This window comes from uncultured Microbulbifer sp., assembly GCF_913055755.1.
Taxonomy (GTDB): Bacteria; Pseudomonadota; Gammaproteobacteria; order Pseudomonadales; family Cellvibrionaceae; genus Microbulbifer.
The window spans coordinates 1-15649 of record NZ_CAJXKH010000089.1; the positions used below are offsets into that span (position 1 = coordinate 1).

At 61.2% G+C, this 15649-nt stretch carries 10 protein-coding genes, 2 pseudogenes and 1 riboswitch; of the genes and pseudogenes, 9 read left to right on the forward strand and 3 right to left on the reverse strand.

Features of this window, described 5'->3' with window-relative positions; all coding sequences use genetic code 11:
• The 6 genes from QZ511_RS13565 to cobO all read left to right on the forward strand — a co-directional run.
• On the forward strand, window positions 1-425 hold a 425-nt coding region (locus QZ511_RS13565), incomplete at its 5' end, for a magnesium chelatase domain-containing protein (RefSeq protein ID WP_295803108.1).
• A 92-nt stretch (window positions 426-517) separates the two neighbouring features.
• The gene (locus QZ511_RS13570; protein WP_295803110.1) at window positions 518-1348 is read left to right on the forward strand and encodes an ABC transporter substrate-binding protein; all 831 of its coding nucleotides are present in this window, start codon (window positions 518-520) and stop codon (window positions 1346-1348) included.
• Window positions 1332-2327, forward strand: a complete 996-nt coding sequence (locus QZ511_RS13575) for an iron ABC transporter permease (protein ID WP_295803112.1) — start codon at window positions 1332-1334, stop codon at window positions 2325-2327. Before QZ511_RS13570 ends, QZ511_RS13575 begins: the two co-directional genes overlap by 17 nt.
• Entirely contained in the window at window positions 2324-3097 is a 774-nt protein-coding gene (locus QZ511_RS13580; RefSeq protein WP_295803114.1) for an ABC transporter ATP-binding protein, read from the forward strand. The genes QZ511_RS13575 and QZ511_RS13580 overlap by 4 nt, the downstream gene beginning before the upstream one ends.
• Window positions 3098-3116: 19 nt before the next feature.
• Window positions 3117-3313: riboswitch (cobalamin riboswitch) on the forward strand.
• 130 nt (window positions 3314-3443) lie between these two features.
• Window positions 3444-5300: a TonB-dependent siderophore receptor gene (locus QZ511_RS13585; protein WP_295803117.1), complete on the forward strand. Its 1857-nt coding sequence runs from the start codon at window positions 3444-3446 to the stop codon at window positions 5298-5300.
• A gap of 196 nt (window positions 5301-5496) precedes the next feature.
• Window positions 5497-6120 (forward strand): cob(I)yrinic acid a,c-diamide adenosyltransferase, encoded by a 624-nt coding sequence (gene cobO / locus QZ511_RS13590; protein WP_295803119.1) that lies wholly within the window; start codon window positions 5497-5499, stop codon window positions 6118-6120.
• A gap of 57 nt (window positions 6121-6177) precedes the next feature.
• Here cobO and QZ511_RS13595 read toward each other — a convergent pair whose 3' ends face one another.
• The 3 genes and pseudogenes from QZ511_RS13595 to QZ511_RS13605 all read right to left on the reverse strand — a co-directional run bounded on the left by QZ511_RS13595 (window position 6178) and on the right by QZ511_RS13605 (window position 11510).
• Complete coding sequence (locus QZ511_RS13595) at window positions 6178-8442, reverse strand: TonB-dependent receptor (RefSeq protein WP_295803121.1); 2265 nt, start codon at window positions 8440-8442, stop codon at window positions 6178-6180.
• A gap of 423 nt (window positions 8443-8865) precedes the next feature.
• Window positions 8866-10320 (reverse strand): annotated as a pseudogene (locus QZ511_RS13600) (coniferyl aldehyde dehydrogenase); the annotation flags it as partial.
• A gap of 134 nt (window positions 10321-10454) precedes the next feature.
• Window positions 10455-11510, reverse strand: a complete 1056-nt coding sequence (locus tag QZ511_RS13605; RefSeq protein ID WP_295803123.1) for an AraC family transcriptional regulator — start codon at window positions 11508-11510, stop codon at window positions 10455-10457.
• A 254-nt stretch (window positions 11511-11764) separates the two neighbouring features.
• On the opposite strand from QZ511_RS13605, the gene ugpC reads away from it, so the two are divergent.
• From ugpC to QZ511_RS13620, 3 genes and pseudogenes are all read left to right on the forward strand, one after another.
• Window positions 11765-12871 carry a sn-glycerol-3-phosphate ABC transporter ATP-binding protein UgpC gene (gene ugpC, locus QZ511_RS13610; protein WP_295803125.1) on the forward strand — a complete coding sequence of 369 codons (1107 nt, stop codon included), beginning with the start codon at window positions 11765-11767 and terminating at the stop codon, window positions 12869-12871.
• The gene (locus QZ511_RS13615; RefSeq protein WP_295803127.1) at window positions 12868-15120 is read left to right on the forward strand and encodes an extracellular solute-binding protein; all 2253 of its coding nucleotides are present in this window, start codon (window positions 12868-12870) and stop codon (window positions 15118-15120) included. Before ugpC ends, QZ511_RS13615 begins: the two co-directional genes overlap by 4 nt.
• Window positions 15117-15649, forward strand: a pseudogene (locus QZ511_RS13620) (hypothetical protein); the annotation flags it as partial. The gene QZ511_RS13615 and the pseudogene QZ511_RS13620, both read left to right, overlap by 4 nt.

Genomic DNA, 15649 nt, shown 5'->3' on the forward strand with positions numbered 1-15649 from the left:
ACAGCAGTCTGGGCAATCCCCGCCGGGTGGCGGTGGGTCTCGATCAGAACCGGTTGAATATGCTCCTCGCGGTGCTGCACCGCCACGGCGGCGTGCTGGTGGGCGACCAGGATGTATTTATCAATGTGGTCGGCGGCGTGCGGGTGATGGAAACCAGTGCCGACCTGACACTGCTGCTGGCGGTGGTTTCCAGTTTCCGCAACCGGCCGCTGGCGAGGGATATGGTGGTGTTCGGCGAGGTCGGACTGGCCGGGGAGATTCGTCCAGTGCCATCCGGTCAGGAGCGTCTGCGCGAGGCCGCCAAGCACGGCTTCCGCAAGGCGATAGTGCCCGCGGGCAACCGCCTGAAAAACGATATCGAGGGCATGGAAGTGGTGGCGGTAAAAACGCTGGCGGAAGCGCTGGCTGCCATCGACATGAGCTGAACCACCCGGTGACGGGAGGTTTGCCTGCGGGGCCAACCTGTTTCTACGCGGTTGCATCCGGATGCCACGGGTAAGGACATGATAGGGAAATTGTGAACCGCATATTTCTGACGCTGTTGCTGCTGTTACCGGCGACCGGTTTTTCCCAGAGCCGGATTGCCTCGCTGAACCTGTGTCTGGACCAGGTTTTATTGCAGTGGGCGGCGCCGCAACACATTGTCTCCATCACCTGGTTGTCTGCGCAGGATCAGTACCGCAGTGCACCGGTACCGGAGCACGTCTACCTGAATCGCGCACAGGCGGAAGAATTGTTACCGCTGCAGCCGGACCTGGTGCTTACCGGGGAATACGGTGCGCAGCGCGCCGCCTCCCGGCTGGAACAGTTGGGTTACCGGGTGGTGCGGATTCCCGATGCCTACAGCCTGGAGCAACTGCAGGCACAGCTGGAGTCACTGGTAGACACCCTGGGACCGCTGCCCGGCCTGCGTCAGCAGCAGGAAAAGTTAAATCGCCTGCTGGCGGAAAGTGACGCGGACAAAACGGAAAAAACGAAGCCGGCAACGCCTTCCGCGCTGATTCTTTCGGCCAATAACATTACCTATGGCAGCGGCATGCTGGAGCACCAGTTGCTGAGCCGCGCCGGCTTTCGCAACCTCGCCGCAGAGCAGGGCGTCAAACAACTCGCTCGCGTCAGTCTGGAGCAGGTCATTGCGGCGGAGCCCGACCTGCTGGTGTTTTACGGCGGCGAGCAGGAATTTGCCATTGCCCACCTGGCCGAGCGCCATCCGGTTTTGCGTCGCTATTTGCACAGCGGCCGTGTTTACCGCCTGCCGCAGGAACTGGGCTTTTGTCCGGCGCTGGCGGCGGCGGAAGTTTTGCAGCAATTAATCTACAAGAGACAGGCAATTGTCGACGCGGGATAAAGGAATACTCTGGCTGTTGCTGGCGGCGCTGCCGGTGGCATTGATGCTGGCGCTGATGAGCGGACCGGTATCCGTAAACATAGTGCCGGCGCTACTGCAGGGGTGGCACAGTGACAGCAGCGATGCGGTCATCCTGTGGCAACTGCGCATGCCGCGGGCCCTACTCGCCATGCTGGTGGGCGCGGCACTGGGCATCGGTGGTGCCGCGATGCAGGGCATGTTGCGCAATCCGCTGGCGGAGCCCGCACTGTTGGGGGTGAGCAGTGGCGCCGCGCTCGCGGCGATCTTGCTGCTGTACTACGGCCTCGCCTGGCAGTCCGGCTGGCTGCTGCCGGTGCTCGCCATTGCCGGTGCGCTGCTGGCGGTCAGTTGTGTGTGGCTGCTGGCGGGTCGTGGCGCCAGTGCCAGCCGGCTGGTACTGGCCGGGGTGGCGATCAATGCCTTTCTGTCGGCGCTGATGGCGCTGGCACTCAACTACGCTCCCAGCATGTTTGCGATGCAGGAAATCGTGTTCTGGATGCTGGGCTCTTTTGCCAACCGCGGCTGGGACCAGTTGCTGCTGGCACTGCCATTTATCCTGATCGGCGCGTTGCTGTTGTATTTTTCCCGCAATTACCTGCGCAGCCTTTCCCTCGGTGAAGAAACTGCCGTGTCACTGGGGTTTGGCGGTCGCCGCTATCCGCTGCTGGTACTGTTCGGCATCGCCTTTGCCGTGGGTGGCTCGGTGGCGGTTGCGGGGACCATTGGCTTTGTCGGGCTGGTGGTGCCGCATTTGATGCGGCCACTGGTTGGCCAGGATCCCGGCCGCCTGCTGTGGGCCAGTGCCCTTGCCGGTGCGCTGTTGTTGTCGCTGGCGGATGTGCTGGTGTTGAATGTGGTGGGCACCCAGGAGCTGCGTATCGGTGCAGTCACCGCCTTTATCGGGGCGCCATTTTTCTTCTGGTTGATCGTGAGTGCGCGGCGGGGGATGGCATTGTGAGCGCGATCAAGACGGAGTCGATTTCCTGTAAACAGCTCACCCTGCAGCGCGGTGAACGAGTGGTGCTGGAAAATATTAGTGCGCGGTTCAATCCCGGCGAACTGACCGCGGTCATCGGTCCCAACGGCGCCGGCAAAAGCTCGCTGCTGGCCTGCCTCGCCAGCGTGCTGGCGCCATCCACAGGCAATGTGTTTATCGGCGATTGTGACGTGTCGGCACTTCCCGCGACACGGCGCGCCTGCCACAGTGCCTACCTGCCACAATCCGAGTATCCGGCCTGGAGTATGGCCGCGGAAGATCTGGTAGCGCTGGGATTGCTGCCTTGGGGGCGCGTCACCGACAGGGCGCAAAGAGTACTGGCGGCCCTGCAGCAGGTAGACGCAGTACAGCTGGCGCGGCGTCCGGTGACCGAGCTCTCCGGCGGTGAATTGCGCCGGGTACAGCTGGCGCGGCTGTTGGTTGGCGATGCGCCAATCCTGATCGCGGACGAGCCCGGTACCGCGCTGGATATCCGCCACCAGCTGCAATTGATGCAGACTTTTCGCGCGCAGGCGGATGCAGGGAAAACGGTCATACTCGCCCTGCACGACCTCCCGCTGGCTGCGCGCTACTGTGATCGCATCCTGTTGCTGCAGAACGGTCGCCTGCGCGCCCAGGGTACTCCGGAAGATGTGCTGACCCAGGGGCAGATCGGGGATGTTTACGGTGTTCGCAGCGAACTGCGCTGGCGGGAGGGCCGCCCCGAGTTCGTCACCGGCGACCTGCTGTAGCTCCGCAGCGCATTCCGCTATAATTCCCCCCGCTTCAGGTGCCCAGCAGTCAAGAACGTCACAAGCGTCCGACTTGGCTGGGGTAAACGGGAAGTCCGGTGCAAGCGTGTTCACAATAACAGGCTAATTCCGGCGCTGCCCCCGCAACGGTGATGCGTATTCTGTACTTTGTAGAGAACGCTAAGCCCGATACCGGCCTAGAGCAAACCACTAACGATAAAGCGGAGGGCTTTGTCTGGGCTTGTTTGCGGTTTGGGCTCTTGTTGTTTGCTGAAGGCTCGCCGGTCTTGTTTCTCGCCCTTGTATTCCCCTCCCTCAATCGACCATTTTTCTGATTGGGGCTCACATGTATAAATTCCTTTTCTCCAGCCTGGCCAGCGCCATAGCGCTCGCCGTCCAGCCCGTTCTGGCTGAAGACACTAACCTGGAACAGATCACCGTTACCGCCAGCCGGGTGGAAATCCCGCGCGCGCAGACCGGTGTCTCTGTGTCGGTGCTCACCGCGGCAGACATTGAAAAACTCGGTTACAGCACCCTGCTGGACGTGGTCAAAACCCTGCCCGGCATCTCCGTCAGCAACAACGGCGGCCTGGGCAAGGTCAGCAATGTCTATGTGCGCGGCGAATCCGGTTCCCGCACCCTGGTTCTGCTCGATGGCGTAAATGTCGCGGACCCGACCAATACCCAGGTCACCACCCAGTTCCAGCATCTGCAGGCCGGTGATGTGGAGCGTATCGAGGTGCTGCGCGGCCCGCAGGGAATGATGTATGGCGCCGGTGCTGGCGGTGTGATCAATATCATTACCAAGCGTGCAGCGGAACCACTGGAATTACGCCTGTCGGCCGAAGGCGGGCGCTACGATACTGCGCGCACGCAACTGGCCGCCCGCGGCAAGCGGGATGGCTGGAATTACGCAGTCAATTTCAGCCAGCTGGAAAGTGATGGATTCAACACGCGCGAGAATGACCTTAGCGGTGAGCGCGACGGTTACCAGAATCAGTCCGCCAGTGCGCGCCTCGGCTACGCCTTCAGCGACAGTTTCTCTCTCGATGGCCAGCTCCGCCAGATCGACGCCGAAACGGAATTCGATGGTTGTTATGCGGGATGGCTGACCACCAATAACTGCGAAGATCTGTACACCCAGACCAGTTACCAGTTGGGCGCCAGCCTGTTGACCGGGGCAGCTTCCCACCGATTGACGGCTTCCCGCCAGCAGCTGGAGCGCGACAGTCTTTCCGACGGTGCCAGCAGTTACGCCGTTGAAGGCGCGATTGACGAGCTGAATTACTTCGCCAATGCCAGACTGGGCGCAGGAGAATTTTCCTGGGGCGCAGATCTGGACCGCCAGGAATACGACTCCGCCGGTGCCAGCGAAACCATCGACATTACTGGCGTTTTCGGCGAGTGGCGCGGTGACCTGGCCGAGGCAATTTACTACAGCGCCGGTTTCCGTCACGACCGTTTGGACAACGAGGATCACAACAGCTGGCGCTTCTCTGTTGCGGTGCCGCAACTGGTTGGTGAAAACCACCAGCTCAAATACCGCGCCAGTGCCAGTACCGGCTTCCGCGCCCCCAGCCCCTATGAAGTTTCTTACAACCTGGTGGAGGGGGTCGCACCCGTTGGCCCGGAGCAGAGTCGCGGTTATGAACTCGGCCTCGAATACGCGTATGCGCAGTCCGTGAAAGCCGAGCTGGTCGCATTCCGCCAGACCGTCACCGATGCAATTATTTTCGATAGCACGTTGGGATCAGGCTGGGGCGCCTATGCACAGGACAACGGTGACAGCCGCTCGCAAGGTTTTGAGCTTTCCTTCTCCGGGGGGCTGGGAGAATCCGGCAGCTGGTATAGCAACGGTACCTGGCTCGACAGCGAAGACGCCGAGGGCGAACAGCGTCTGAACGTGCCCCAGCAGGTGTACAACGTGGGGGCGAGTTACAGTCTACTGGGGGATCGCCTGACCGTCTCGGGCAACTGGCGCCGGGTGGCGGACCGCCTGAGCCCTGCGGTTAGCTGGGCGGATCCGGCGCAGGAGTTGGGTGCTTACGACCGGGTGGACCTGAATGCGGTGTACGACTTCTCCGAGCGCGTTGCCTTTACCCTGCGGGGGGAGAATCTGCTCGACGAGGATTACCGGGAGGTTGCGGGTTTTTATACCGCTGGCGCCGCGGTGTATGCGGGGGTGAAGCTTTCCCTGAACTGATGGGGGAGGGGCTGTGCGGGTGAACTTGCCCGCATGGCCTCCGCTCTTTTTTACCCATGGGCGCCCGCCGTCGGCCCGATGCTCCACAACCTGCCGGCAATCGTTCCGCAGCGGGCCGACGGCGGGCTTTCGCTCTGCGACTTTTTTGCTTTGATTCTTGTTATCCTGCCTCTAATCCAATTCAAGAAGTCCGTTCATGTCTGAATCCGAAAACAGTAAGCAGCAGCGCCACAAGAAACGTATGCAGGCGCGCAAGGACATTGTCGATGCCGGTGTCGCCAGGGCGCTGCAAGAGCGTGGGATCGTGATCGTCTATACCGGTGACGGTAAGGGAAAGACCACCGCTGCGGTCGGCACGGTTACCCGGGCACTGGGGTACGGTTATAAAGTAGTGGTCGGGCAATTTATCAAGGGCGTGTGGGAGTGCGGCGAAAAGAATCTGCTGAGCGCACTGCCCCAGGATCGCTATCCGCTGCAATGGCACGAAATGGGCACCGACTTCACTTGGGAGACCCAGGATTTCGAGGCCGATAAAGCCGCCGCCCTGGCGCTGTGGCAAAAGCTGAAAGCTGCCCTGGCCGATGACAGTGTCTACCTGGTGGTGATGGACGAGCTGACCTATGCGCTGAATTACAAGTGGCTGGATAAAGCGGAAGTGCTGGAAGCTATTGGTAATCGCCCCGAAGGGCAGAGCGCAATCATCACCGGTCGCGGCGCGAAACAATATCTGCTGGATATTGCGGATACGGTGACCGAGATGAAATCGCAGAAACATGCTTTTGAAAATGGCGTTTCTGCGCGCAAGGGGATCGAGTGGTAGTGGTACTCCTGGTAGCAAGTGCAGCGCCGACTGGCGCTGCACTCATTTATGTCTGACTTACATTTTCCAGTTAAACCGCATACCCGCAGTGCGCGGTTGTCCCCACACGCCATAGCCCCAGTCCGAGCCTAGCGTATTCTGGTAAGTGAAATATTCCTCGTTGGTCAGGTTTCTGGCGAACGCCTCGACGCTGTAGGTGTCTGAAGGCGAGTGCCAGCTGACCTTGGCGTTGGCGAGGCCGTAAGCGTCGTGCTTCGAATAGGGATCGTTTTCGATCTGCAGGAAGTGATCGTCCTGCCAGGCGTAATCCGCCTGGAATACCAGTTCGCCGTTGCCGCCCAGGCTCATGTAATAGCGGGCCATCAGGTTGTAGGTGAAGCCGGGGGCCGAAGGCAGTTCGTTGCCGTCGAGGGTGTAGGCATCACCGGCGACGAAAAAGAGCTGGTCCGAGTCGAACTCGGTATCCAGCCAGCCGGCACCGGCGATCACCTCGAAGTTGTCGCTAACCGGGGCTGTGAGTTCAATTTCGGCACCGGTGCCGGTGACGTCGCCGGCATTGGTAATCACGCTGCCATCGGCCACGGTGAGGAATACCTGGGCCTGGTAATCCTTCACGGTGTAATGGAAGGCGGCGGCGTTCAGTCGATACACTTCCGCGAGCGTGGTTTTCAGACCCAGCTCGAAGTTATCGATATTTTCCGCGCCCACCGGGCTGGTGGCCTGCAGGGAAGCGTTGTAACTGCCGGAGAAACCGCCACTCTTGAAACCCGTCGAATAACTGGCGTAGGCCAGCGTTCCAGCGACAGGACGCCAATCGAGGCCGATACGGCCGGTGGTGGCGTTATCGCTCAGGTCGTCAGTCGTATCAATTTCATCGTAAAAGCTCGGGCCGGCATCCTGGGTGAAGTTCCTTTTCTCTTTGGTATAGCGCAGGCCACTGACCAGTGTCAGCGTGGACGTCAGGTCGTATTCCAGCTGGCCGAACAGTGCCCAGGATTCGGTATCGAGGGTGACGATTTCGCGGTGCCACAGGCCCTGTGCCGCCCAGTCCGCGGTGGTGGGTGCTTCGGTCACCAGCCCGCGATCATCTTTGTAGTAATAGAAGCCGGTTACCCAGTTGCTGTTGTCGGTACTGCCGTTCAGGCGTACCTCCTGGGTGTATTGCTCCGCGTCTACAGCGTACTGTTCATCAAAATAAATCACCGAGGTTCCGTCACCATCGTCCTGCAGGAATTTATCCAGTTCTTCATAGGCGGTGATGGAAGTTAGAGAAAAATTCTCGAAATCCCAGTTCAGGGTAGCGGAAGTGCCAAAGGTGTCGATCTCGGTACCGAGGCCGTTGGCTGCGCCGGTGGCGACATGTTCGGGGTCAAATTTGCCACCGACGGCTTCCGCTCCGGTCATGCCAAAGGTGGCACTGGTACAAGCGCCGCTCTGGATGGCGCCGATGGAACAGGTCGCGGCGTCTTCGTCCGCGGTTTCCAGGTAGCCCATATGGGCAAAACCCACCGACTGCTGGTCGGCGCTGCTGCCGTGCACGTTGAGCAGCAGTCCCGCATTGTCGGCGAGGTCGATCTCCAGCTGGCTGCGGTAGCCGAAGCTGTCGGTATCGTTGAGCTTTTCACCGGTGACGGTGTTGGTCTGCCAGCCGTCATTCCGGGTGCTCTTGATCGCCATGCGCCCGCGCATATTGTCGGACAGTGGCCCGCTAACGGTGCCCTCGATAATGCGCTCGGCGTAGGTGCCGTAGCTGGCACTCGCGGTTGCTTCAAGGTTCTCGGTGGGCTTGCGCGAGACGTAGTGCACCAGGCCGCCGGTAGTGTTGCGACCGTAAAGAGTGCCCTGGGGCCCGCGCAGGACTTCCACCCGCTCCAGGTCAAATAATTGAATGGCCGAGCCAGCGGGGTTGCCGCGATAGACATCGTCCACGTAAATGGAGACCGGGGACTCCCAGGAATCGGAGAAATTCACCAGACTGATACCACGAAGGCTCACCGACGGGCTGGAGGCTTCGCCGAAGATGGCGAAGAAGTTCATGTTCGGCACCTGCTGGGTGATATCCAGCCCCTCCTCAAAGCCCATTTTATCGATGGCATCGCCGGAGAAAGCACTCACTGCGACGGAGACGTCCTGCAGGGACTGCTCGCGCTTCTGCGCGGTAACGGTGACTTCCTCAAGTACGGATTGTTGCGCGAGTGCGGTGCTTGTGCCGACAGAGCAGGCAAGTGCGATCGCGCTGGCCAGTAGCCTGGGTGCCGTCAGTGGTGGTTGCGGTTGCTGTGCGTCAGAATGGTGAAGGTTGCTGCCAAGTGGTGCAGTCATGTTGTTCTCCTTGTGATCGCGCGTTTTCCCTGTGCACCTCTGATTTGTTTACAAGATCCGAGGTGGATTGCGCGATTTGATAGCGGGCGTCGTTGCCCGGGATGCGCGATGATGTTGCGTCGTCGCGATTGGACTGGAATCTCTTTGCGATAAAGAGTCCAGGAAAAAAAGAGCGCCAGACTGGCAGTGCTCTGGAATGACCCTACCAAAAATTACACTTTGATCGCAATTATGTTTCTAGTTGAGGGGTGTTGGCCAATTGCGAAGGAAAAGTGCTGGGCACCTGTTTTCGAAAGCGTCGGCGACAGGGATGTCGCCGACGCAGCGTACAGGGATGTATCCACAGCGGTTTCGAAAACAGGTGCCCAGCGCTTTTCTGCCACCGGGCTTGCTTAGTGAAACCGCTGTAATTAGTTCCTCGTGTTACTTCGTCAAACGAAGCATTAACTTCATCATCTTGTCCGCCAGATTGCCGTAGGGCGGCATCAGTAGTTTCAGCGGGTCCAGCGGCCCCTGGTAAAACACCGGGCGCAACTTGGAAAAGGTGAGGAACCCCTCGTAGCCGTGATAGTGACCCATACCGCTTTCACCGACGCCACCAAAGGGAATATCGTGCTGGCCCACATGCAGCACCGCGTTATTCACGCTGACGCCGCCTGACATCACGTGGTCGATGTAGTAATCCCGCAGGGATTTGTCATTGGTGAACGGATAAATGGCCAGGGGGCGGTCGCCGCGGTTGATGTACTCGGCCACTTCCTCGCGATTCCGGTAGGTTTTTACCGGTAACAGCGGACCAAAAATTTCCCGCTGCATCACGTCCATGTCCTCATTCACATTGATCAGGATATGTGGCGGGAACTTGCGCAGCGGGTCGTCGCGATCGATCTCTTCCCCGGTCAGGTTGATCGCCGTAGCGCCCTTGTGTACCGCATCGTCCAGCGTTTTCCACAGGCGGCGATAGCTGCTGTCATCAATCACCGAGGTGTAGTCGCCGGCCTGAATATCCGGGTAGCGCTTCTTGAATACCTGCTTGGCCTTCTCCACAAAGGCATCCACTTTGCCTTCCGGCAGCATCAGGTAATCCACCGTGGTACAGATCTGGCCGGCGTTGAACAGCTTCCAGAACAGTACCCGCTCACAGGCGAGATCCAGATCGAAGTCGGGGCCAACGATGGCCGGTGACTTGCCGCCCAGTTCCAGGGTCACCGGGGTGAGGTTGGATGCGGCAGAGGCCATCACCTTGCGCCCGGTTTCACCGGAGCCGGTGAAAATGAGGTGGTCGAACTTCAGCTTGGAGAATGCCTGGCCCATACCGCCGGCACCCTCCATAAATACCAGTTTGTCTTCCGGGAAATAATCGCCGCTGATGCGTTTCAGCAGCTGCGCAAGATGGCCGGAGTTCTCCGACATTTTCACCATCGCGCGGTTGCCGGCGGCGAAGATATTGATCAGCGGGCCAAACGACAGGTTTACCGGGAAGTTCCACGGCACGATCACGCCAATCACGCCCAGTGGCTGTGGAATGACCTTGCTGGAGGAGGTGGGGAAGGCGGTGAAGTCCACGTGGCGGCGCTGGGGTTTCATCCACTTCTTCAGGCGTTTGATGGTGTCCTTGACGCCATCCAGCGCCGGGAAAATCTCCGCGAACAGTGTCTCGTGGTGCGAGCGGTTGCCATAGTCCTTGCTGACCGCCCGCACAATGTCATCCTGGTGGTCGCGGATCATCTGTGCCAGTGCCTTGAGGTCCTTTACCCGCTGCGGGTAGTCGGGCTTGGGGTTGGCGAGGTAGGCCCTGCGTTGCTGTGTCAGCAGGTCTTCCAGCATTGCGGCTTGGGCGTTGTCGGGGGTGAGGGTCTGGGTGTTCATCGGAGGCTCCGCTGAATGGAATCGGGTACTTCAAGTTGTACCCAGAATAGGGCTTTTGGGGCAGTGGGAATTGACCGATTGCGTCACGAATTTGACAGATGGCGCAAGCCGCTGCGCCATAGGGCGGCCTTGTTCCGGGTGCCTTAGCCCGGGTGCTGGCGCAACCAGGCCCTGGGGCTCGCCCCCATAATGCGCTTGAAGGCGCGGGTGAGCGCGCTCAGCTGGCTGTAGCCCACCAGTTCTGCGATCTCGGTGAGCGAAAGATTGCCCTCCAGCAGGTAGGTACACACCTGTTCAACCCGGGTGCGATCCAGCAGCTGCTGGAAACTGGTGCCCTGCTGGCTGAGGCGCAGCTGCAGCGTGCGCGGTGCCATATTCACGCTGTCGGCCACCTTCTCCAGGGTAACCGGCCCCCGCGGCAGCAGGTTAGTGATGGTCCACAGCAGTTGCTCCTGGAAACCGTCCAGCTGTTTTTTCTTCAGGAAATTGTCGATCAGGCCGCGCATTGCCGGGCTGGCGCCGGCAACGGGGCGCGCCAGCAGATCGCGGGAGAAGGCGATGCCGTTAAATTCCTGGTCAAAATGCACCGGGCACCGGAACAGCTCGCGATAGGCTGCTGTGGCAGCGGTAGTGGCAGGTGCCGGGCCGCAGAGATAAACCGCTTCCAGCTGCAGCGGCTCCGCCAGCAGAAAGCGGATCATGTTGACCCCGCCCGCCACCAGGTTGTCGCTGTGCTGGCGCGAGTGGGCTGAGGGGCCGTCAAACTCGTATTGGGAGCAGAGGCAAACCAGGTCGCGCTCTTCCCCTTTTCCCTGTCGCTCCTCCACCCAGACCTTCAGGCCCTGGGCAGTCTGGCCGATGGCGGAAGTCACGGTTTCCAGGGCATCACCCAGGGTTGCGCACTGCTGCAGCAGCAGTCCCACGGTGCCCAGGGCGGAAATGTTCTGTTGCTGCGCCAGCCTGAGCCCGAAATGCTCACAGCCACTCAGTTGCGCCCCCAGTTCCAGCAGCTCCACCTTGGTCTCCATGGGGATCATCAGGTCCGGGCGCTCCAGGTAATCCGCCGGCAGCGACAGGCGCCGCAGCAGGTCCCCGACATCGACGCCGAAACTGCTGAGCAGGGTTTTGTAGCCGGTGAGCGCACTGGCGCGGACCATGGGAAGCAAGGGCAGACCTCTGGGAAATTGCTTGTTCGCCATGATACCCAATTCCACCCGGGGGCGCGGGCGCAGATTCTGCGCGGGTGTCCCCGCGGCCGTGGGGAAAGCGTTCTTTTTGCAAAAAGAGGGTTGTTCAATTATTGTTCAATGTTTGCGTTTTCGCAGTATCCTCCTCCCCCCTGAAGGGGGAGGAGGCTGGCGCACAGCTAGGGCAAACTGTAAGGGCTGGCAAATCTCGCCCATAAAAAAATAACCGTGCCCGCAAACCCGTCAGATGAGAGAGACCTGCCCCTGTGGCCAGTATTGAATTCAAAGGTGTTAGCAAGCGCTATGGCGACGCTCCGGCCACGGTTCCGGGGCTGGACCTGCACATCCGCGACGGCGAGTTCATGGTGCTGGTGGGCCCGTCCGGCTGTGGCAAATCCACCACCCTGCGCATGATCGCGGGGCTCGAATCGATTTCCGGGGGCGAGTTGCTGATCGGTGGCCACAGGGTCAACGACCTGCCGCCCAAGGATCGCGATATTGCCATGGTGTTCCAGAACTATGCCCTCTACCCGCACATGAGCGTGTTCGAGAACATGGCCTTTGGCCTGCGGGTACGCAATATGCCCAAGCTCGGTATCGAGCGGCGGGTGCGGGAAGCGGCGGAAACCCTCGGTCTTTCCGACCTGTTGCAGCGCAAGCCGGGCCAGCTTTCCGGCGGCCAGTGCCAGCGGGTGGCCCTGGGGCGCGCCATAGTGCGGGACCCGCAGGTATTCCTGTTCGATGAACCCCTGTCCAATCTCGACGCCGAACTGCGGGTGCAGATGCGGGCCAATATCGGCCGTCTGCACCGGGAATTCGGCACCACTTCGGTGTACGTGACCCACGACCAGGTCGAGGCCATGACCCTCGGCACCCGTATCGCGATCCTGAATAAAGGCGCGCTGATGCAGGTGGGTACCCCGCTGGAGCTGTACAACGATCCGCAAAATACCTTCGTCGCCGGCTTTATGGGTTCGCCGCCGATGAACCTGATGCCGGTGCAGAATACCGGCGCCGGCCTGTTCAACGAATTGATCAACCTGCCCCACGACGGACTCAGCGGCCTGGGGGCCGAGCTGGTATTCGGGCTGCGCCCGGAAAAACTGCAGCACGCCGCCGCTGTGCCTGCGCACTGGCCCAAGGTGCGCGGCACCATCGAGCTGGTGGAAAGCCTGGGGGCGGAACTGCTAGTGCACCTGCGGGGCGGCGACAGCAAGATGATTGCACGTCTGCCCGGTATGCAGGTGCTTACTCCCGGCGACTCTCTGGAGCTGGCGTTCGATCCCGCCGCCGTCTACCTGTTCGATGCCGGCACTAGCCGGCGTATCCGCCCGCAGGCGCAATCGAGGACGTCCGCGGAGCGCACCCGGTGAGCCGCGGGCGGCGCATCTGGATTGCCTGCCTGCTGTGGTTGCTGGTGTGGCCGGTACTGGCGGACGGGCCACAGGTGCTCAGTCTCTGGCACGGCTATCGCGGCGCCGAGCGCGCGGCCTTCGAGCAGCTGATCGACGAATACAACAGCCGTCAGTCCGCGGTACAGGTCAAACCGCTGGCGGTGCCCTTTGGCGGCTATGCCGACAAGCTCGCTGCCGCGCTACCGCGGGGACAGGGGCCGGACCTGTTTGTGTTTGCCCACGACCGCCTGGGGGGCTGGGTCAGCGCCGGTCATACGGTTGCCCCCATCGACAAGCTGGTCAGTAAGGACCTGCTCACCCGCTTTCCCGCCAACCTGCTGGATGCGATGACATACGACGGCAGGCTCTACGGCCTGCCGTTCAATTTCAAAAGTCCCGCGCTGATTATCAATACCGATCTGGTGGACCGCGCGCCCGCCACCACCGATGAGCTGGTGGCCGTTGCCCGGCGTCACACCGAGCGTAACGCCGGTCGCTTTGGTCTCGCCTACAGCTATACCGAGCCCTTCTTTCACGGTGCGCTGATGAACAGCTTTGGCCCGGGGCCGTTCAGTGAGCGCGGGGAGCTGGCGCTGGACAGCGAGGCGAATATCCGTTCGCTCGAGATGCTGGTGCGCTGGGTGCGGCAGGACCGCATTCTGCCGGAGGAGCCCTCCAGCACCCTGGTGACCAGCCTGTTCAACCAGCAGCGCGCGGCGATGGTGATCAGCGGCCCGTGGATGCTGGGGGAGATCGCCGCGGATGTGAATTACCGGGTGGTGCCGTTGCCGGTAAACAGCGAGAGCGGCCGGCCGCTGGCGCCGTGGGCGGCGGTCGAGGGGCTGTTCCTCTCCCCCTGGTCAAAGCAGCCCGCCGCCGCGGTGGACCTCATGGGATTTCTCACCTCGCGCCAGGCGGCGGAGACCATGGCGGTCGAGGGGGGGCAGTTGCCCGCCAACGTCAGCGCCTTCGAGCATCCCGGGGTTGCCACCGACGACACAGCGATGGCGTTTCGCCAGCAGCTGGAAACGGCGGTGCCGATCCCCAACCTGCCGGCGATGACCCTGGTGTGGAAGCCGCTGGAGACCGGCCTGAAAAAAGTGGTGAAAGGGGCGGCAACGCCGGATGCGGAGCTGCACCAGCTGCAACAGCAGATCGGTGCGGATCTCGCGCGCTTGCAGCGCTCCCGCGACCGCGGCGACCGTTCCGTTGCCATGCCGGTATGGCTGTGGCTGCTGCCGTTCGCGCTGGTGATCGCCGCCTATTGCCTGTGGCGACGCTATCACCGCGCCATTGCCGCGGGCTGGCGACACAACCGCACCGCCTACCTGTATATTCTCCCCGCCATGCTGGGTATGACCCTGCTGGTGTTTTTCCCGCTGGCGTACGGCCTGCTGCTGTCGTTTACCGACACCACCGTATTCAACGAACACATGCCGCTGTGGTCGCGCTGGGTGGGGATGGATAACTACCTGTCTATCCTGGGGGACTTCCACCTGTGGCGGGGCGAGGGCGCCGAGCGCAGTATCGATTTCGACAACTTCTACTGGACCCTGCTGATCACCATCCTGTGGACGGTATCCAACGTGACCCTGGCGGTGGGCCTGGCGATGGTACTGGCGCTGGCACTGGACAAGCCCATTTTCGGTCGCGGCTGGTTCCGCCTGATCCTGATCCTGCCCTGGGCAATTCCCAACTACATCACCGCACTGGTGTGGAAGGGCATGTTCCACCCGCAGTTCGGGGTGATCAACCAGGGCTTGCAGGTGCTCGGGTTCGCGCCGGTGGCCTGGTTCGATTCCATCGGGGCCAGTTTTTTTACCGGCCTGGTGACCAATGTCTGGCTCAGTATCCCGTTTATGATGGTGGTCATCCTCGGTGGTCTGCAGTCGATTCCGAAAGAGCTGTACGAGGCCGCGCGGGTGGAGGGCGCCGGGCGCTGGTTTCAGTTCCGCACCATTACCCTGCCGCTGCTGAAGCCGGTGCTGGTCCCGGCAGTAATCCTGTCGGTGGTGTGGACCTTCAACATGTTCAACGTCATCTACCTGGTGAGCGACGGCGCTCCCGCCGGGGCCAACGATATCCTGATCACCAAGGCGTTCCGCATCGGTTTTGAAAAATACCAGTACGCCTACGCCGCCGCTTACTCGATAGTGATCCTGGCGCTGCTGTTCTGCTACGCCCTGTGGCAGACCCGGGTCAGCCGCTCCCTGGAGGCGGCGCGATGATTGACCAGGGCGCGACCACTGCAGCGGTAATCGCACCTTTCAAATGGCTGGGGCGGCGCCTTGCGCGCATAGTCAGGGATATATTCTCCTGGCGCTTCGCGCTGCTGGTATTTGCGTCGCTGGTTGTGCTCTACCCGCTGCTGTGGGTGGTGAGCCTGGCGTTTTCCGGCCAGCAGTCCCTGACCCTGGTGCGGCTGCCCGCAGACGCCAGCCTGGGGCAGCAGTTGCTGGCGCTGATTCCGCTGCCGGAGCAGTGGACCCTGGCCAACTTCAGCGCGGTACTCACCGAGCAGCCTTTCCTGCAATGGCTGCGCAACAGCCTGGTGGTGGCCTTTGCCACCACCCTGGTCGGTCTCTCCCTCAGCTGTACCGCCGCCTATGCCTTTTCCCGCTTCCGTTTTGCCGGGCGCGAGCGGGGGCTGATGCTGTTTCTGATTTCGCAGATGTTCCCGGCGGTGCTGATGCTGATTCCGCTGTACGTGATCGTGGTGCAGTGGCTGGGGCTGGGCAACTCCTGGCTGGGGCTGAT

Bases quoted from the DNA above. Each gene is read 5' to 3' on its own strand.
- QZ511_RS13595 (WP_295803121.1), bottom strand. From the start codon at position 8,442: ATGACTGCACCACTTGGCAGCAACCTTCACCATTCTGACGCACAGCAA.
- cobO (WP_295803119.1), top strand. From the start codon at position 5,497: ATGTCTGAATCCGAAAACAGTAAGCAGCAGCGCCACAAGAAACGTATG.
- QZ511_RS13585 (WP_295803117.1), top strand. From the start codon at position 3,444: ATGTATAAATTCCTTTTCTCCAGCCTGGCCAGCGCCATAGCGCTCGCC.
- QZ511_RS13605 (WP_295803123.1), bottom strand. From the start codon at position 11,510: ATGGCGAACAAGCAATTTCCCAGAGGTCTGCCCTTGCTTCCCATGGTC.